This is a genomic window from Kitasatospora sp. NPDC048365 (assembly GCF_043200835.1).
GTDB classification, from domain to species: Bacteria; Actinomycetota; Actinomycetes; order Streptomycetales; family Streptomycetaceae; genus Kitasatospora; species Kitasatospora terrestris.
Genome location: NZ_JBICYJ010000003.1, coordinates 12862 through 29559, shown reverse-complemented (window position 1 = coordinate 29559; position 16698 = coordinate 12862). Strand labels below are relative to the sequence as shown.

The 16698-nt window shown below is 75.3% G+C and carries 18 protein-coding genes; 7 read left to right on the top strand and 11 right to left on the bottom strand.

All coding sequences use genetic code 11. The features are described from left to right. The first annotated feature begins 44 nt into the window (after positions 1–44). Positions 45–1043, top strand: a complete 999-nt coding sequence (locus tag ACGFX4_RS03405; RefSeq protein WP_393069841.1) for a LacI family DNA-binding transcriptional regulator — start codon at positions 45–47, stop codon at positions 1041–1043. Positions 1044–1104: 61 nt separating this feature from the next. On the opposite strand, the gene ACGFX4_RS03400 is transcribed toward ACGFX4_RS03405, so the two are convergent. After that, positions 1105–1539 carry a hypothetical protein gene (locus ACGFX4_RS03400; protein WP_393069839.1) on the bottom strand — a complete coding sequence of 145 codons (435 nt, stop codon included), beginning with the start codon at positions 1537–1539 and terminating at the stop codon, positions 1105–1107. A 168-nt stretch (positions 1540–1707) separates the two neighbouring features. Between ACGFX4_RS03400 and ACGFX4_RS03395 the strand changes: the two genes are divergently transcribed. Next, positions 1708–2460 carry an N-acetyltransferase gene (locus tag ACGFX4_RS03395; protein ID WP_393069837.1) on the top strand — a complete coding sequence of 251 codons (753 nt, stop codon included), beginning with the start codon at positions 1708–1710 and terminating at the stop codon, positions 2458–2460. Positions 2461–2464: 4 nt separating this feature from the next. On the opposite strand, the gene ACGFX4_RS03390 is transcribed toward ACGFX4_RS03395, so the two are convergent. From ACGFX4_RS03390 to ACGFX4_RS03375, 4 genes are all read right to left on the bottom strand, one after another. Beyond that, positions 2465–3418 (bottom strand): hypothetical protein, encoded by a 954-nt coding sequence (locus tag ACGFX4_RS03390; protein ID WP_393069835.1) that lies wholly within the window; start codon positions 3416–3418, stop codon positions 2465–2467. A gap of 124 nt (positions 3419–3542) precedes the next feature. Beyond that, positions 3543–4382, bottom strand: coding sequence for a spermidine synthase (locus ACGFX4_RS03385; protein ID WP_393070267.1), 840 nt, complete (start codon positions 4380–4382; stop codon positions 3543–3545). Positions 4383–4396: 14 nt separating this feature from the next. Next, positions 4397–5365: an alpha/beta hydrolase gene (locus tag ACGFX4_RS03380; protein ID WP_393069833.1), complete on the bottom strand. Its 969-nt coding sequence runs from the start codon at positions 5363–5365 to the stop codon at positions 4397–4399. A 79-nt stretch (positions 5366–5444) separates the two neighbouring features. Further along, entirely contained in the window at positions 5445–5978 is a 534-nt protein-coding gene (locus tag ACGFX4_RS03375) for a GNAT family N-acetyltransferase (protein WP_393069831.1), read from the bottom strand. A 76-nt stretch (positions 5979–6054) separates the two neighbouring features. Between ACGFX4_RS03375 and ACGFX4_RS03370 the strand changes: the two genes are divergently transcribed. Then, positions 6055–6597: a GNAT family N-acetyltransferase gene (locus ACGFX4_RS03370; RefSeq protein ID WP_393069829.1), complete on the top strand. Its 543-nt coding sequence runs from the start codon at positions 6055–6057 to the stop codon at positions 6595–6597. Between the two features lie 99 nt (positions 6598–6696). Further along, positions 6697–7638, top strand: a complete 942-nt coding sequence (locus ACGFX4_RS03365; protein WP_393069827.1) for a hypothetical protein — start codon at positions 6697–6699, stop codon at positions 7636–7638. Between the two features lie 49 nt (positions 7639–7687). Here ACGFX4_RS03365 and ACGFX4_RS03360 read toward each other — a convergent pair whose 3' ends face one another. From ACGFX4_RS03360 to ACGFX4_RS03340, 5 genes are all read right to left on the bottom strand, one after another. After that, complete coding sequence (locus ACGFX4_RS03360; protein WP_393069826.1) at positions 7688–8785, bottom strand: AI-2E family transporter; 1098 nt, start codon at positions 8783–8785, stop codon at positions 7688–7690. 72 nt (positions 8786–8857) lie between these two features. Then, positions 8858–9943: a winged helix DNA-binding domain-containing protein gene (locus tag ACGFX4_RS03355; RefSeq protein ID WP_393069824.1), complete on the bottom strand. Its 1086-nt coding sequence runs from the start codon at positions 9941–9943 to the stop codon at positions 8858–8860. After that, positions 9940–10644: a glycerophosphodiester phosphodiesterase gene (locus ACGFX4_RS03350; RefSeq protein WP_393069823.1), complete on the bottom strand. Its 705-nt coding sequence runs from the start codon at positions 10642–10644 to the stop codon at positions 9940–9942. The genes ACGFX4_RS03355 and ACGFX4_RS03350 overlap by 4 nt, the downstream gene beginning before the upstream one ends. Positions 10645–10671: 27 nt before the next feature. Further along, the gene (locus ACGFX4_RS03345; RefSeq protein ID WP_393069821.1) at positions 10672–11085 is read right to left on the bottom strand and encodes a molybdopterin-binding protein; all 414 of its coding nucleotides are present in this window, start codon (positions 11083–11085) and stop codon (positions 10672–10674) included. Positions 11086–11216: 131 nt separating this feature from the next. Further along, a complete protein-coding gene (locus ACGFX4_RS03340; RefSeq protein ID WP_393069819.1) occupies positions 11217–12398 on the bottom strand; it encodes an ROK family protein in 1182 nt (393 codons plus the stop codon). Between the two features lie 100 nt (positions 12399–12498). Here ACGFX4_RS03340 and ACGFX4_RS03335 point away from each other — a divergent pair, with 100 nt between their 5' ends. Next, positions 12499–13686: an MFS transporter gene (locus ACGFX4_RS03335; protein WP_393069817.1), complete on the top strand. Its 1188-nt coding sequence runs from the start codon at positions 12499–12501 to the stop codon at positions 13684–13686. 3 nt (positions 13687–13689) lie between these two features. Here the strand turns inward: ACGFX4_RS03335 and ACGFX4_RS03330 are convergent, their stop codons facing one another. Next, positions 13690–14334 (bottom strand): class I SAM-dependent methyltransferase, encoded by a 645-nt coding sequence (locus tag ACGFX4_RS03330; protein WP_393069816.1) that lies wholly within the window; start codon positions 14332–14334, stop codon positions 13690–13692. Between the two features lie 497 nt (positions 14335–14831). On the opposite strand from ACGFX4_RS03330, the gene ACGFX4_RS03325 reads away from it, so the two are divergent. Together ACGFX4_RS03325 and ACGFX4_RS03320 are read left to right on the top strand one after the other, a co-directional pair. Then, complete coding sequence (locus ACGFX4_RS03325) at positions 14832–15716, top strand: phosphotransferase family protein (protein WP_393069814.1); 885 nt, start codon at positions 14832–14834, stop codon at positions 15714–15716. A 41-nt stretch (positions 15717–15757) separates the two neighbouring features. Continuing rightward, the gene (locus ACGFX4_RS03320) at positions 15758–16666 is read left to right on the top strand and encodes a deoxyribonuclease IV (RefSeq protein WP_393070265.1); all 909 of its coding nucleotides are present in this window, start codon (positions 15758–15760) and stop codon (positions 16664–16666) included. The last annotated feature ends 32 nt before the right edge of the window (positions 16667–16698 follow it).

Genomic DNA, 16698 nt, shown 5'->3' with positions numbered 1-16698 from the left:
GGCAGCCGTATGATGCAGGTCACCGCCGCCGTGGAAGGGGTCGTATGAAGGTCGGGATCACCGAGGTCGCCGCACGCGCCGGAGTCAGCGAGGCGACCGTCAGCCGGGTGATCAACCGGCGGCAGGGCGTCGCCAAGAAGACCCGCGACGCCGTCGAGGAGGCGATGGCCGAACTCGGCTACGAACGCCCCCGGCCCGGCCAGCTGATCGCCGTGGTCACCGAGCACATCTCCAACCCGTTCTTCGCCGACGTCGCCGAACGCATCGAGTCCGCGCTCGCCCCGCACGGCCTCAAGACGGTGCTCTGCCCGGCGTTCCCCGGCGGCGTCCAGGAACGCGAGTTCATCGCCGAACTGGTCGACCGCGGCATCGCCGCCGTCGTCTTCCTCTCCGCCAGCAACACCCTCGTCGGCGCCGACACCGCCACCTACGGCATGCTGCGCGACCGCCGCATCCCGTACATCGGCATCAACGGCCCGTTCGCGGACGGCCACCCGGCACCCGTCTACTCCACCGACGACCGGCTCGCCGCCGAACTCGCCGTCGACCACCTCCACCGGCTCGGCCACCGCACCATCGGCATGGCCTCCGGCCCCGCCGGCAACCACCCCGCCGACCGGCGCGTCGAAGGCTTCCTCGCCGCGATGCGCCGACGCGGCATCGAGGACGCCGAACGCTGGGTGATCCGCCAGTCCTACACCGTCGAAGGCGGCCAGGCCGCCGCCGCCACCCTGCTCGGGCTCGGCGCCACCGCGATCGTCGCCGCCAGCGACCTCATGGCCCTCGGCGCGATCCGCGGCATCCGCCGCCACGGCCGCACCGTCCCGGACGACGTCTCCGTCGTCGGCTACGACGGCACCACGATCACCGAGTTCACCAACCCGCCCCTCACCACCGTCCGCCAGCCCGCCGACCGCCTCGCCCTCGAAGTCGGCCGCTCCGTCCTCGCCCTCGTCACCGGCCGCGACGTCCCCCTCGGCGAACTCCTCTTCGACCCCGAACTCGTCATCCGCGCCACCACCGCCCCACCCCCCAAGCCCTGACCACGCCGGGCCCGGCTCGCCCTCCGGAGGGGTGGGCGAGCCGGGTCGGCGGGTGCGGGTGTCAGCAGGTGACAGTGGTCTCCAGGCTGACCGGTCGCGGCGACCACGGGTAGCTCGCCACGGCGAAGCCGGCCTTCACGGTCGAGCCGCACGCGACCGTCCCGGAAATCCCTCGCACCTCGACGATCGAGGAGTTGAAGATCACCGACCGGTTCAGCGTCCCCGCGGGCGCCTCACTGGTCAGCGTGGTGAACAGCTCCTGCCCGAACGGCGACGGGCTGCCGGGGCTGGGCGGGCCGGCGAGCGAGACGCGGCCGTACACCTCGACCTGGTCGCCGGTGATGTCGGCGCAGACGCGGGTGTTGAGGCCGGCCTGCAGGCCGGACGCGCCGCACACCGTGGTGGTGGCGGCGGTCTGGGCAGACGCGGTGGCGGGCGCGACGGCGATCAGCGCGAGGCCGGCGGCACCGGCCGCGAGCACGAGCTTGCGAGACATGAGAAGGGTCCTCCCCTGGGAACTTCGCATTTCCGGACCTTCCGGCGAATGCAATGTCACATTACAACCCCACTGTGATCGTTGGGTGACCGAACAGCCACGGAGTGACGCACACCACGCGAACAAACCGGATGCCCGCCCTCCACCGGCCCGCCTAGGGTGCTGCTCATGAACGCGCTCACCGTCACCACACTCGCCGACCGCCCGCACCTCACCCCGGCCCTGTGGCAGATGCCGGACAGCTGGCAGCCGTTCATGCTGCAGGACCCGGTCGCGGGCGCCCATCTGGGCCGGGTTCCGGAGCTGTTCCCCGAGTTCGTGCTGGTGGCGACGGACGCGGACGGCGAGCTGGTCGGCCGCGGCCTGAGCGTCCCGTTCCACCAGGCGAACCCGAAGCGCGCCGCCGGCCTCCCCGACCGGGGCTGGGACATGGTGCTGCTCTGGGCGTTCGCCGACCACGCCCGCGGCGACCGTCCGGACCTGGTGACGGCGCTGGAGATCGCGGTCCGCCCGGACCTCCAGGGCCGCGGCCTGTCCGGCGTCCTGCTCGGCGCGATGCGGGACAACGCGCGCCGGCACGGCTTCCCGGCGGTGGTCGCCCCGGTCCGTCCGAGCGCCAAGCACCTGGAGCCGCAGTCCCCGATGTCGGAGTACGCGTTCCGGGTGCGCGAGCAGGACGGGCTGCCGCACGACCCGTGGCTGCGGGTGCACGTCCGCGCGGGTGCGACCGTGGAGAAGGTCGCCCCGGCGTCGATGACCATCGCCGGTTCGCTCGCGGAGTGGCGCGAGTGGACGGGTCTGCCCTTCGACACCGACGGCCCGGTCACCGTCCCGACCGCCCTCGCCCCGGTCCACTGCGACCTCGCCGCCGACAGCGCCGTCTACCTGGAGCCGAACGTCTGGGTCCGCCACACCCTCTGACGGGTCAGGTGATCCGGAGCAGTTCCCTGAGCCACGGCTCCCGGGCGACGGGCAGTCGCTCCAGCGTGCCGATGTACGCCTCTCCCGAGGGCAGCACGGCGCCCACCGGCACGTCCGGCACGAGGTCGTCGGGCTCCCAGCCCGCGGGCAGCCTGCCGAGCACGGGCCACGGCCGCCGGGACCATCCGGCGGGCGCGGCCAGCTCGGCCCAGAGCGCGGCCTCGACCGGCACGGCCAGCCCCGGGCCGCGCGGCTGCCAAACCTCCCCCGTCTGCGGGTGGACGGGTACCAGGAGCAGTTCGGCGTCCGGCTCCGCGATGCCCGGCCCGGCCAGGTCGAGACGCAGACCACCGTCGCCGGTGGGCAACCGGGTCTCGATCGCCCGCCCGAGCAGCCTGGCGACCCGTCCGGGTGCCGGCATCACCGGCCGGCCCCCGGATGCCGCCACCACGTGGGCGAGCGCGACGCCGGCGGGGATGTCCCGGTAGTCGGCCGGCCGGGTCCACAGCACGCCGTCCTCGAACAGGTCCTCCCACTCGAGTACCGGCCGCTCCTGCGGCCCGGGCAACCGTCGCACCGCGCCCGCGAGCAGCCGGACCACCTGCCAGTGCCCGCAGTCGTCGATCCGGTAGCCGACCTCGCGTCCGCATCCGGCGCACGCGAGGTTGGGTCCGGCCCGCCCGTCGATGCCCATGCAGTAGCCGTCGAGGCGGTCCGGGAGGAACACGGTGCCGCGGGTGTCGCCGGGTGTCAGGACGAGGTTGCCGGCGGGCCCGTAGGGCACCGAGTAGCGCGGCAGGTAGTAGCCGCGCTCGGCCGCCTCCCGTTCGCCGACCTCGTCCCACAGCCGCCAGGGCGGCCCCCACGGATCGGGGTCGACGGCGTAGGTGCCGGCTTCCAGCAGTGGCGGGTGCAGCCGCTCCCAGTGGGTACCGGCCAGATGGATCGGCAGGGCCACCTCCGACACCGCCGCCGTCAACCGAGCACCGCACTCCCCGCACCCGAACACCGCCAACCCGGCTGCCCCTCTCCTCGTCGGAGCCCGATTCTCACCGGCTCCCCGGCCCGGGGCCAACGGGTTTTCAGCCGACGCTGAACGCCCCGGCGGGCGGCGGCGGGGAGTCCTGGGCCTCGGCGTCGGTGACCGGCCGGGCGCCGCGGACGAAGCGGGCCAGTTCCTCGTCGCCGACCAGCCGTGCGGGGAACGGGTCGCCCGCGACCTTGCGCGCCAACTCGGCCTCGGGCAGCGGCCGGTCGGAGCCGAGCAGCATGATGTTGCCGTAGCGCCGGCCGCGCAGCACGCCGGGTTCGGCGACCAGGCAGCTGTACCCGAACACCTCCCGGACGGTGGCGGCCTGCGCCTTGGCGAAGGCGAGCGGCGGGCCGTCGGCCAGGTTGGCGGCGTACCGCCCGCCGGGGCGCAGCGCGGCCGCCGCGTGCCGCAGGAACTCGACGCTGGTCAGGTGCCCGGGGGTGCGGGAGCCGCGGAACACGTCGGCGACCACCAGGTCATAGGCCGCCTCACCGGCCTCCGCCAGTGCCTCGCGCGCGTCCCCGACCTGCACCTCGATGCCGTCCGGCCAGGGCAGCACCTCGCCGACCAGGTCCATCAGCGGCCCGTCGATCTCGGCGACCCGCTGCCGCGAGCCGGGCCGGGTGGCGGCCAGGTAGCGGGGCAGGGTGAGCGCCCCGCCGCCGAGGTGCAGCGCGTCGACGGCGTCGCCGGCGGGGAACCCGGTGTCCACCAGGTGCGCGATCCGCTGGACGTACTCGAACTCGAGGTGGGTCGGGTCGGCCAGGTCGACGTACGACTGCGGCGTGCCGTCGAGGGTGAGCAGCCAGCCGCCGTCCCGGTCCAGATCGGGCATCAGCTTCGCCGTGCCGAGCGCGACGGCCCGCTGGACCGGCAGCGGCTCGCTCACCTCGCTCTCGTCACTCACTCCGCACCCGCACCCGCACCCGGCACGTACGCGCCGAGCCAGCGGTCGAGCTCGGCGAAGACCTGGTCGCGGGCCTGCTCGCCGCTGAGCACCAGGTCGTGCACGCCGCCCTCGATCCGGACGACGGTGACGTGCCGGCCGAGGCGGGGGCCGAGCGCGGCGATGTCGTCGGCGCGCAGCACGGCGTCGGCGCTGTGCAGGGCGGGGTGCCACTTGGTGGTGGCGATGGAGTTGGTGGAGGACATCAGCAGGATCGGGCAGTCGACGGCGAGGCCGCGCCGGACCTGCCGGTGGCCGCGCTGGATGGCGGCGAGCCAGCCGGCGTACAGCGGGAAGCCCTCGGCGGGCTTGAGGGTGAGGTCGAACTCCCATGCGCCGCGGTGCTTGCGGTGCAGGCTGTGCACGTAGTGCGGGTTGAGCGTGGTGGGCAGCTTGCGGGTGGCGGAGAGCCGGCCGATCGCTTCGACGGCCGGGGCGCCGAGGGTGCGGACGGCCGGGGCGGCGGGCATCGACAGGAACGGGCTGTTGAGGAACAGGCCGTCGACGATGCCCCGCCCGGCGCGCCGGTTCGCCCACAGGGCGGTGACCAGGCCGCCGGTGGAGTGGCCGTTGACCACCAGGGTGCGGTGGCCGTCGAGTTCGCGGATGATCCGGGCGGCCTCGTCGAGCTCCTCGTCGTAGGCGGCGAGGTCGCGGATGAAGTTCGGCGAGTGGTGGGGGCGCAGCGAGCGGCCGTACTTGCGCAGGTCGAGCGCGTAGAAGGAGTAGCCGGCGGCGGTGAAGTGGTCGGCGAGGTGGGTCTGGAAGAAGTAGTCGACGTAGCCGTGCACGTAGAGCACGGCCTTCTCCGAGCCGGGGACGAGGCGCCGGACGAGGGTGGCGGAGACGGCGCCCTCCTCGTCGGGGCTGAGCGGCAGTTCCACGGCCTCGTAGGGGTCGCCGAGGATGTCCGTCCGAAACTCCATGCGCTCTCTCCCGTGCCCCTCACCGGGCGTGCCGCCTGCCGGCCCGCCCGGTGCCGACGATACCGTCCGGTAGCAAGGGTCAGCGCGTCCACTCCGCCGCGAGGAGGCCGAGGATCGTTTCGTCGGCGAACCCTCCGTACACCCAGGTCGAGCTGCGCAGGGTGCCCTCGACGGTGAAGCCGGCCCGCTCCGCGGCCTTGATCATCGGGGTGTTGTCGGCGAGTGTCTCGACCTGGAGCCGGTTGAGGCCGCGTACGGCGAAGCCGTAGTCGCAGAGCACCCGGACGACGTCGGTGCCCAGCCCCTTGCCGCGGTGCGCGGGGCGCAGTGCGAGGCCGAGGTGCGCGGAGCGCTTGTGCGGGTCGATGCCCCACAGCACGGCCTCGCCGAGGAGTTCGCCGCTCGCGAGGTCGACGGCCGAGAAGCAGACCACGTCCTCGGGCAGGTCGTCGACCCGGAAGGGGTTGCCGGTGGTGGCGCCCGGCGCCACCGGCCGCCACGGGCGGTCGTCGCCCCGGGTCCGGGTGACCACGTCACCGTGCAGTTCGTCCAGCAGGACGGGGACGTCCTCGTCGTGGCGGGCTCGCAGCCCGACCTTCTCTCCGTGCAACATGTGACATTGCTATCGACCACGATCCGCCCGCCGCAACTCAATTGGCAACCCTGGCCGGGCGTGCCATGCTCCTGCGGTGATCGACACGCCCCGCCTGCGGCTGCGCCGCTTCCGCCCCGAGGACGCGCCGGCGATGGCCGCGTACCGCTCCGACCCGCAGGTGGCCCGCTACCAGGGCTGGGAGTCGCCGCTCTCCGCGGAGGCCGCCGAGGCGCAGGTCGCCTCGTACGCCGCCGGGGACCCTCGGCAGCCGGGCTGGTTCCAGTACGCGATCGAACTGCGCGCCGAGGGCCGACTGATCGGCGACCTCGGGGTGTGCCTGCACGAGAACCTGCGGCAGGCCGAGGTGGGCTTCACCCTGGCCGCCGACCGGCAGGGGCACGGCTACGCGAGCGAGGCGGTCCGGGCACTGGTGGACGCGCTCTTCGCGGGCGGTCTGCACAAGGTGTCGGCCGAGTGCGACGCGCGCAACACGTCCTCGGCGCGGCTGCTGGAGCGGGTCGGCTTCCGGCGCGAGGGCCTGCGTCGGGCGCACACCTGGTTCAAGGGCGAGTGGACCGACGACCTGGTGTTCGGCCTGCTGGCGGACGACCCGCGGCCGACCGTCCCCGGGTCCTGACGACCGGCCCCGGATCCTGACGGCCCCAGGCATTAGGTCGGTAACGTTCCGCGATCTCCCCTGTCGCGCGCCCTGCGGATGCGCCTAGGCTTCCTCGGCATGCCGATCTTTGGACGACGCCGCACCTCCGCCCCGCGCCTGGCGCCCGAGCTGGACGACGCCGAGCTCGGCCGGGTCCGCAAGCATCTGACGGCCCCCCAGGTGCAGGGGCAGCTCGACCTGTCGGCGGGTCTGGTGGAGCAGCTGCTGCGGGACACCCGCTCCGACTGGGACCTGCGCACCCACCGCCTGGCGGTGCTGACGGAGGCGGCGTCGCCGGGTCTGGCGCAGGTGTGGCGCCGTCAGCGGCCGAAGGACGCCGACCCGTTGGTCTTCCAGGTCTGGGCCGAGCTCGCCCAGGCCCGGCGGGACGGCGCGGTGGAGGACCCGCGGGGCCTGCTGGAGCGCTGCCGCCGCGCGGCGGACCTGGTCCCGGCCGACCCGACGCCGTGGATCGCCCAGCTGGGCGCGCTGCGCCTGCTGCGCCGCCCGGCGGAGGAGGTCTACCCGGTGTGCCGGGAGATCGGCGCGCGCGACCCGTGGAACCGCGCCGCGCACCTGGAGATGCTGGGGTACCTGTCGCCGGCGGAGTGCGGTTCGCACGCGCAGGCGCTGGACTTCGTGGACGCGGTCCGGGCCGCGGCCCCGGCGAACTCCGCGGTGGCCGGCCTGGAGCTGGCCCTGCTGCTGGAGCGCTACCGGGCCACCCTGGCGGCCGGCGGGGTGACCGCGCTGGGCGCCCGCCGCCGCTGGGCCCGGCCGGACGCGGAGGCGGCGCTGGAGCGCGCGCTCACCTGGACGCTGCCGGACGCGCTGACCCACGCCGGGGCCCCGGCCGACCTCAACCTGCTGGCGTACGCGCTGGTGCAGGCGGGCCGGCTGCGCGAGGCGGCGACGGTGTTCGAGGTGCTCGGCGCGACGGTGGCACCCTGGCCGTGGGCGCTGGACGGCGAGCCGCTGCAGCAGTTCGAGTACTGGCGCGAGCAGGCCCTCACGGCGTGACGGAGCCGCTCACGCCGTGACAGAGTCGCTCACGCCGTGACGGAGCCGCTCACGGCGTGACCGGGCCCGGCTGGGCCGTCCCGGTCCCCCCGTCGCCGCGGCGGCCGCGCCGCCCGCCCTCCCCGGTCCGGCCGCGCAGCACCGAGACGATGCCCATGCCCGCGGCACAGACCGGGACGGCGAGCAGCGCGCCGATGATCCCGGCGACGCCCGCCCCCGCCACCACGGCGATCATGATGGTGGCGGGGTGCAGTTCCACGGTGCGGCTCTGGATGAGCGGCTGCAGCACGTTGCCCTCGACGGCCTGCACGGCGAGCACCACGCCGAGCGCCCAGAGCGCGGTGCCGAGCCCGCCGTCGGCGAGCGCGACCAGGACGGCGACGGTGCCGGACAGGAAGGCGCCGATGAACGGGATGTAGGCGCCGAGGAAGACCAGCGCGCCGAGCCCGGGCGCGCCGGGGACGCCGAGGACCACCAGGCCGATGGTGATGAAGACTGCGTCGATCGCGGCGATCAGCGTGGTGCCGCGCATGAACCCGGCCATCGCGTTGAACGCCTGCCGGCCGCAGGCGACGACGGTCTCGGCCTGGGCGGGCGGCAGGACGTCGCGGACCAGGTCGCCGCTGCGGTGGCCGTCGCGCAGGAAGAAGAAGACCAGGGCGAGGGCCAGTACGCCTCCGGTGGCCAGCTGGGTGACGAAGCCGAGCCCGGAGATCACGCCGTTGGCCACCTGGGTGACCAGGGTGCTGCCACTGCCGGCGCTCTGCTGGATGCCCTGCTGGATGCGGTCGCCGAGCGGGCCGAGCCACTCGGCGATCCGCTCCCCCGCCTCGGTGAGCGCGGAGGCGATCTCGGGGGCGCTGTGCACCAGGGAGTTGACCAGCAGGGCGAGCACGCCGCCGACCGCCAGCACCAGCACCGCGCAGGTCAGTCCGGCGGCGAGGCCGCGGCGGACGTGGTGCTCGACCAGCCAGGGCATCACGGGGTAGAGCAGCGAGGTGGCCAGCAGCGAGATGATCACCGGGATGGTGGCGGCCCGCAGCGCGACGAAGGCGTAGACGACGAAGGCGGCGACGGCGATGAAGAGGATCACCGCCGCGGACCAGGCCGCGGCCAGGCGTACGGGGGGCGGCAGCCGGTCTCTCATGAAGACATATCAGCACACAAGAGATCGAATGCCCTGAATCGCCCCGTACCGGGCGTGCCCGCCGACGGGCCGTCAGCCCGCCTGCACCTCCACCGGGCCCTCGCGCCCGGCGAACTCCAGCACCCGCCGGCCCTCCGCCGCCACCTGCCGGTCGACCGCGCTCCCCCAGGGCGCGAACGGCCGCACCCGCACCCGGTCCTGGTCCAGCCACCACTGCCCGGCGACCAGCCCGTCGACCAGGACGGTGCCGGCGACCAGCCCGTTCTGCGTCATCACCAGCGGCCGGTACTCCTCCGGCAGCACCCGGGTCCGGTCGGCGTGCGAGAGGATCAGGTTGTCGAACGGCGCGACCAGCCGGACCGGCACCGCCAGGTCCGCCGACGGCCGCGGCGCGTCCGGCAGGTCGTACAGCGTGCGGCCCGCCTCGTCCTCGAACCGGACGAGGTCGGGTGCCAGCCGCTTGAGCACCGCGGCCAGGCCGGTCAGGCCGCACCACTTCTGCACGTCCGCGGCGCTCGCCGGGCCGAACGCGGCCAGGTAGCGCAGTACCAGCCGCTCCAGCGACGGCTCCTGCGCGGGCGCCGTCCGCCCGAGCCAGAGCTCGGCCGTGGTGTGCGCGGCCGGGCCGCCCCTGCCCCAGAGCCCGCGCGGCGGCACCTGGACCAGCGTCAGCTCGGACCGCGCGGCCTGCGCCAGCGCCGCCGCCGGCAGGCCGGTGAACTCCTCGGCCAGCAGCTCGCCGAGCCGCTGGAAGGTCAGCGGCTCGGCCTCCACCAGCTTCCGGGCGGACGCCGCCAGCGCCGAGTAGTCGATCCCGGGCAGCTGCTTGCCCCAGTTGCCGCGCATGGCCCGGTCGAGCACCGGCTGCACCAGCGGGCGCAGCTCCAGGCAGTCCTCGGCCGTGACCAGGTGGATGGTGCCGCGCTGCAGGGCGACCCGGACCGCCTCCCGCCGCTCGATCAACCCGCTCAGCGGCTCCGGCCGGAAGCCGTCGATCCGGGCCAGCAGCCCCAGGTACGGCGGCTCCGGCGCGGCCTGTGCCTGCAGGCCCACCAGGTGCTCCAGCATCGCGCCGACCGGCAGGTCGACCCGCTCGATCAGGTGCTGACGGGCCAGCAGCGCCCGTCCGAGCGCCCGTCGGCCGAGCACCGCGCTCACCGCGCGGCCGCCTGCCGGTCGATGGTCGAGCGCAGCAGCGCGGGGCGGTTGCTGGTCAGCGAGTCGACGCCGGCGGCCAGCAGGCGGTTCATGGTCCGCCGCAGGTCGACGGTCCAGGCGGAGACCCGCAGGCCCGCGTCGTGCGCAGCATCCACCAGGCGCGGCTCGGCCATCGCGAACGGCGGGTTGAGGTAGTGCGGGCGCAGCTCGTCCAGCAGGGTCCGGCCGGGCAGCCGGGGCTGCTTCCAGGTCAGCGACAGCTCGGCGTGCGGCGCGAGCTCCCGGACGGCCAGCATCGCGCCGACCGGGCCGCAGAAGCCGACCCGGTCCTCGGCGCCGAGCTCGGTGACGGCCTGCCAGGTGGCGGCGACCGGGCCGGCGTCGTCCAGGTCGATCAGGAGCCGGCCGCCGCTCGCCGCTGCGGTCTCCAGCGCCTCGGCCAGGGTGGGCACCCGCAGGCCGGGGCTGCCGACATCGGCCAGCTGCTCGGCGGTGACCCCGGCCAGCGGGCGCGGGTCGTCCCACAGGCGCTCCAGCGTCGGGTCGTGCAGCAGGACCGGGACGCGGTCGCGGGTGAGCCGGACGTCCACCTCCACCAGGTCGGCACCGGCCGCGAGGGCCGAGACGATCGAGGGCAGGGTGTTCTCGCGGTACCGGTACGGGTCGCCGCGGTGGGCGACCGCCAGGACGGTACGGGACATGGGGGGCAGCAGACCTCTCTCCATCGCTCAGCGCCGCTCGATCACCACGTTGGTGGACTTCACCACGGCGGTCGCGGGCGCCCCCGGCACCAGGCCCAGCTCCTCCGCGGAGTCCCGGCTGATCAGCGAGACCACCCGGAACGGCCCGGCCTGCACCTCCACCTGCGCGGCCACGTCGCCGAGCACCACGTTGGTGACGATCCCGGGGAAGCGGTTGCGGGCCGACGAGCGGCCCTCCGCCTCGGCGGTCTCGGGCCTGGCCAACTCGCGGGCGAACGTCGCCAGTTCGGCACCGCCGATGATCCGGTGGCCGTGCTCGTCGCGCTCCGCGGGCAGCCGGCCCGCGTCCACCCAGCGGCGCATCGTGTCGGCGCTGACACCGAGCATCGCGGCGGCCTCGCCGATGCGGTACGAGTGGACCGGCCGGTCGGGCTTGGCCATGGCGCGCTGCTCCTGCGTGTCGGGGGTGCGGCGGGATCCCCGCCGCTCGCCGCCATCCTGCCCTACCGGGCCCCGGCCGGGCGACACACCCGCCCCTGACGCCCCGTCGGCCTCCCTCGCCGCACCCGGGCCTACGCCTCCACGCCGCCGAACAGCTCCCGCCGCACCGCGTCCCCGGCGGTGAGCACCGCCCCCGCGAGCACCGCGCCGCCGCCCGCCGTACCGGCCCGCACCTCGGTGCGGATCGGGCCGAGCGCCGCCAACTGCCGCTCCACCCGCGCGGCGAGCACCGGCCCGCCGGCCCGGCCGAGCTCGCCGCCCAGCACCACGCAGCCCGGGTCGAGCACCACGGTGACCGCCGAGACGCCGAGCGCGATCCGCCCGGCCAGCTCCTCCAGGAACTCCTCCGCCCCGCCCGCGACCGCCGCCGTCACCAGCGCCGTCGCCGCGGCCAGCACCCCGCCCTCGGGCACGGTCAGGCCCCGCCGCCGGCCGAGCGCGCAGATCGCCGCGCTGCTCACCAGCGAGTGGAAGCCGCCCTCGCACCCCGTCGCGCTCGGCAGCCCGACCGCGCCCGGCACCGGCAGGAAGCCGATCTCGCCGGCGCCGCCGGACGCGCCGCGCCGCAGCCGACCGCCCAGCACCACCGACGCGCCGACCCCGAGGCCGAGCCAGAGCAGCGCGAAGTCGTCGCGGTCGCTGGCGGCGCCGATCCGGTGCTCGGCGATCCCGGCCAGGTTGACCTCGTTCTCCAGGATCACGTCGGTGCCGGGCCGGGAGCGCAGCGCCTCCAGCAGCCCGGCGTGCCAGCGCGGCAGCTTGCCCGAGTTGTTCAGCTCGCCGGTCGCCGGGTCGACCAGCCCGGGGATGCCGACCGCCACCGTGTGCAGCTCGCGCGCGCCCGCATCCTCCGCGGCGGCGAGCAGCGCCTTCACCGCCCGCTCCGGCAGGTCCGCGTCGTCGGCCTCCGCGGCCAGTTCGGCCGTGGCGAGGGTGCGCCCGGTCAGGTCGGCGACCACCAGCGACACGCCGGTCGAGCGGACGTCGATGCCCGCCAGGTGCGCCCGGTCGGCGACCAGCGCGTACAGCCGGGCGTTCGGCCCGCGCCGCAGCTGCGCGCTCTCCCCGGCCGGGGCGACCAGGCCGCCGCGCTGCAGCCGCTCCAACAGGTCGGCGACGGTGGGCCGGGAGAGCCCGGTCAGGGTGCGCAGCTCGGACGCGGTCAGCGGCCCCCGCTCCAGCAGGAGGTCGAGAGCCAGCCGGTCGTTGATGGCGCGGGCGGTGCTCGGCGTGGCCGTACGCGCGGTCGTCATGAGCCTGCATCCTTCCAGAGGTTTCTATCAGGATCCCTTCCTGATAGTTTATCGGCATCACAACCACCCACAAGCACCGCAGTAGGGGGAAAGCCCAGCCATGGGTGACGCATTGAAGGACGTACGCCGCGCCCGGGTGAGCGTCGCGCTGGTCTTCGCCGTGCACGGCGCGGTGACCGGTACGTTCGCCACCCGCATCCCGTGGATCCAGGACCACCTCGACCTCAGCCCCGGGCAGCTCGGCCTCGCCCTGGTCTTCCCCGCCGTGGGCGCCTCGCTCGCGATGCCGCTGGCCAGCCGGATCGTCCACCGCTTCGGCGCCCGGGCCGCGCTCCAGGGCCTGCTGACCCTCTGGTGCCTGGCCATCGTGCTGCCCGGCCTCGCGCCCAACCTGGCGCTGCTCTGCCTCGGCCTCTTCCTCTTCGGCGCCACCGCCGGCATGTCCGACGTGGCGATGAACGCCCAGGGCGTCGAGGTCGAGGAGCGGCTCGGCACCTCCATCATGTCCGGCCTGCACGGCATGTGGAGCCTCGGCGGACTGGTCGCCTCCGCCTTCGGCGTGCTCGCCGCGCACCAGCACCTCGACGCGCGCGTGCACTTCGCCGTCACCGCCGTCGTCCTCACGGTGCTCGCCCAGATCGTCTGCCGCGGCGTCCTCGACGTCCGCCCCGCGGCGGAGGAGGAGGCGCCGCCGCGCTTCGCCCTCCCGCCCAAGGAGGCACTGCTGATCGGCCTGGTCGGGTTCTGCGCGGTGTTCGCCGAGGGCGCCTCGGCCGACTGGTCCGGCGTCTACCTGCGCGACGTCACCGGCTCCTCCGCCTCCACCGCCGCCGCCTGCTACACCGCCTTCGCCGCCACCATGACCCTCGCCCGGCTCTGCGGCGACGCCGTGGTCCGCCGCCTCGGCCCGGTCCGCGCCGTCCGCATCAGCGGCGCCGTCGCGACCGCCGGCGGCCTGCTCGTCGTCCTCGCCGACACCCCGTACCTCGCCATCCCCGGCTTCGCGCTGATCGGCATCGGCATCGCCGTCGTCGTCCCGCTGGCCTTCGCCGCCGCCGGCCGGGCCGGCAGCAACCCCAGCCAGTCCATCGCCGGCGTCGCCACCATCACCTACACCTCCGGCCTGGTCGCCCCCGCCGTCATCGGCGGCATCGCCCAGGCCACCTCCCTCACCGTCTCCTTCGCCGTGGTCACCGTGCTCACCGCGGCCCTGGTCCCCAGCGCCACCGCCCTGCGCCGCCGCAGCAGCGAGCGCCCGGTCGCCGCGAACGTCCCCGAGCGCGTCTGAGGCTCACGCCCGCCGCTGGGTCACCCGCCACAGCCGGCGCGGCAGCGCACCCTCCTCGAAGGGGTGGACGTCCACCGACGCCCACCCCTTCGACGCGAGCCCGTCCACCAGCGCCCGGTCGAAGAAGTGCACCGCGAAGCCGCCGTGCTCCCAGATGTCGTCCCCGTGCGACACCCCCTCCCCGAAGTGCGCGTCCCCGGTGTGCCGCACCGTGTACACGAACACCCCGCCCGGACGCAGCACCCGCCGCACCTCCCCCACCAGCGCCTCGATCTCCGCCGTGGACAGCGCCATGCACAGCAGCATGTGCGCGAACACCGCGTCCACCGACCCGTCCGCCCACCCCAACGGCTCCCGGACGTCCTGCACCGCGCACTCCACCGCCAGCCCCTGCGCCGCCGCCCGCTCCGCGAGCTGCGCCAGCCCCACCGCGCTGAAGTCCGCCGCCCGCACCGCGAACCCCTCCCGCGCGAAGAACAACGCGTCCCGCCCGTGACCCGCCCCCAGCTCCACCACCACCCCGCCCGGCGCGAACACCCCCGCCGCGAACACCGCCGCCTCCGACGGCTCCTCCCCGTACATCCCCGGATGCTCGGCATACGTCCGCTGCCAGTGCTCCCGCTGCACCCGCCCCAGCCCGCCACCCATCCGTCGCTCCTCCCACTCACCTCCCCCCACCCTAGGCACGCCCCCACCGCCGACCACCCGCCCGACCGCCACCCACCCCGCCGGCCCATGGCGCCACCTCGCCCCCACCCCCGACCGGGCCCAACTCCCCACCCCGTCCGCCCCGCCCCGCCCCGCCCGGTCCACCCGGGCCTCCCCACCCCAGGCCCACCTCGCCGCCACCCGCAGGCGCCCTCCCAGGCCCAGGCCGCCCGGCCGGAGGCCGGCCTACACCCCGGTACCCGACGGCCACCCGCCCGCGACAGCTCCCACCCAGGCCCAGCTCCCCACCTCCCCCACCGCCCAGGCCCTCCGCCGGGCGCCCTCACCAGCCCCACCTGCCGCCACCCGCGGGCTGCCCTCCCAGGCCTGTGCGGCCCCGGGCCGAAGACCGGCCCACACCCTGCACGCCGAACGGCAGCGCGTCGCGCCGCGAAACCCGTTGGCCACCGGCCTGCCCCGCGGGGCAGCATGCTCGGGTGATCGTCTCCCCGCCGTCCGATGCGGCGCTCGCCTGGGCCGCCGAAGCCGTGGGCGGCCGTCCCGGCTCAGCCTCGACCGTCCGCCGACTCGCCGGTGGCGCCCATGCCGCGACCCACCTGCTCCGCATCGGCGCAGCCGACCTGGTGCTGCGCCGCTTCCCCGCCGGGGACGCCGCGGCCGTGCAGGAGGCCCTGGTCCTGCGGGGGCTCGACGGCCTGGACGGCTGGGCGCCGCGCCTGGTCGCCGCCGACCCGGACGGCAGCCGGACGGGCAGCCCGGCCGTACTGATCTCCCGGCTGCGCGGTCGCGCGGACATCACCCCGCGCGACCCGCACGCGGCCGCCGCCCTTCTCGGCGCCGCCCTCGCCCGGGTCCACGCCGTCCCGCTCTCCCGCCTCCCGGCCCTCCGCGACGCGATGGCGGCCCCGAACACCGCTCAGCGCCCCGCCCCGGACGCCGGCCCGGCGGGCCCGCCGGTTGCCGCCGGCCGGCACCGGCTGGCCGCGCAGCCGCCCGTCCTGACCCACTTCGACTTCTGGACCGGCAACGTCCTGTGGACCGGCCCCGAGCTGACCGGCGTCGTCGACTGGTCCGGCGCCTGCCGCGCCCCTCGCGGCTTCGACGTCAGCTGGTGCCGCCTGGACCTCGCCGTCCTGCACGGCCCGGACGTCGCCGGCTCCTTCCTCGCCGCCTACCAGCGCGCGGCCGGCACCACCGTCGCCGACCTCGCCCTGTGGGACCTGTTCGCCCTGGCGAACTCCCACCGTTCCGTCGAGACGTGGCTCCCCAACTACCACGACCTCGGCCGGATCGACCTGACCACCGCCGACCTCCGTGCCCGCCACACCGCCTGGACCACCCACCGCCTCGCCGCCCACTGACCACTGACCACCCGATTCCCCCGCCGGCCGTGCCCCGTGCGATGCTCACCGCCGTGAACAGCCCTGAACTGCGCAATCCGATCGGCGCCCACATCCCCGTGGCGGGACGCGGTCTGGCCGGCACCGGCCTGCCGTACGCGGCCAGGGTGGGCGCCGAGACGGTGCAGGTGTTCGTCGCCAATCCGCGCGGCTGGGCGACTCCGGCGGGCAACCGTTCGCAGGACGAGGCGTTCCGTACGGCGTGCGCGGAGCAGGGCATCCGCTCCTTCGTCCACGCGCCGTACCTGATCAACTTCGGTTCGGACTCGGCGGCGACCCGCGAGCGGTCCGCGGAGTCGCTGCGGCACTCCTTGCACCGCTCCCACGCGATCGGCGCCGAGGGCGCCGTGGTGCACACCGGTTCCGCGCTGTGCGGGACCCGCGCCGAGGCGCTGGCGATGGTCCGCGAGAGCGTCCTGCCGCTGCTCGACGAACTGGACGGGCTCGGCCCGGACGCCCCGCGCCTGCTGCTGGAGCCGACCGCGGGCCAGGGCAGTTCGCTCTGCTCGCGGATGGAGGACCTGGCGGCGTACGCCGAGGCGCTGGACCACCATCCGCTGCTCGGCGTCTGCCTGGACACCTGCCACGCGTTCGCCGCCGGCCACGACCTCGCCGCACCGGGCGGTGTCGCGGCGATGCTGGACGCCCTGACCGACGCGGTCGGGCCCGGACGCCTGCGGCTGATCCACGCCAACGACTCGAAGGACGTCGCCGGGGCCCGCAAGGACCGCCACGAGAACATCGGCGCCGGCCACATCGGCAGGTCCGCGTTCCGGGAGCTCCTCGCCCACCCCGCCACCGCCGGTGTGCCCCTCGTCATCGAGACCCCGGACGGCCGTCACGACCCCGACCGGGTCGAGGGCGCCCTGCACGCCCGCGACATCGCCACCCTCAAGTCACTCCGCGCGTAGCGGCCGGTACGGTGCCACCGCCTTCCCCGGAA

Coding starts and splice junctions, on each gene's coding strand:
- ACGFX4_RS03400 (WP_393069839.1), bottom strand. CDS start 1,539: ATGTCTCGCAAGCTCGTGCTCGCGGCCGGTGCCGCCGGCCTCGCGCTG.
- ACGFX4_RS03405 (WP_393069841.1), top strand. CDS start 45: ATGAAGGTCGGGATCACCGAGGTCGCCGCACGCGCCGGAGTCAGCGAG.
- ACGFX4_RS03335 (WP_393069817.1), top strand. CDS start 12,499: ATGGGTGACGCATTGAAGGACGTACGCCGCGCCCGGGTGAGCGTCGCG.
- ACGFX4_RS03345 (WP_393069821.1), bottom strand. CDS start 11,085: ATGGCCAAGCCCGACCGGCCGGTCCACTCGTACCGCATCGGCGAGGCC.
- ACGFX4_RS03340 (WP_393069819.1), bottom strand. CDS start 12,398: ATGACGACCGCGCGTACGGCCACGCCGAGCACCGCCCGCGCCATCAAC.
- ACGFX4_RS03375 (WP_393069831.1), bottom strand. CDS start 5,978: ATGTTGCACGGAGAGAAGGTCGGGCTGCGAGCCCGCCACGACGAGGAC.
- ACGFX4_RS03350 (WP_393069823.1), bottom strand. CDS start 10,644: ATGTCCCGTACCGTCCTGGCGGTCGCCCACCGCGGCGACCCGTACCGG.
- ACGFX4_RS03320 (WP_393070265.1), top strand. CDS start 15,758: ATGCTCACCGCCGTGAACAGCCCTGAACTGCGCAATCCGATCGGCGCC.
- ACGFX4_RS03360 (WP_393069826.1), bottom strand. CDS start 8,785: ATGAGAGACCGGCTGCCGCCCCCCGTACGCCTGGCCGCGGCCTGGTCC.
- ACGFX4_RS03365 (WP_393069827.1), top strand. CDS start 6,697: ATGCCGATCTTTGGACGACGCCGCACCTCCGCCCCGCGCCTGGCGCCC.
- ACGFX4_RS03380 (WP_393069833.1), bottom strand. CDS start 5,365: ATGGAGTTTCGGACGGACATCCTCGGCGACCCCTACGAGGCCGTGGAA.
- ACGFX4_RS03330 (WP_393069816.1), bottom strand. CDS start 14,334: ATGGGTGGCGGGCTGGGGCGGGTGCAGCGGGAGCACTGGCAGCGGACG.
- ACGFX4_RS03395 (WP_393069837.1), top strand. CDS start 1,708: ATGAACGCGCTCACCGTCACCACACTCGCCGACCGCCCGCACCTCACC.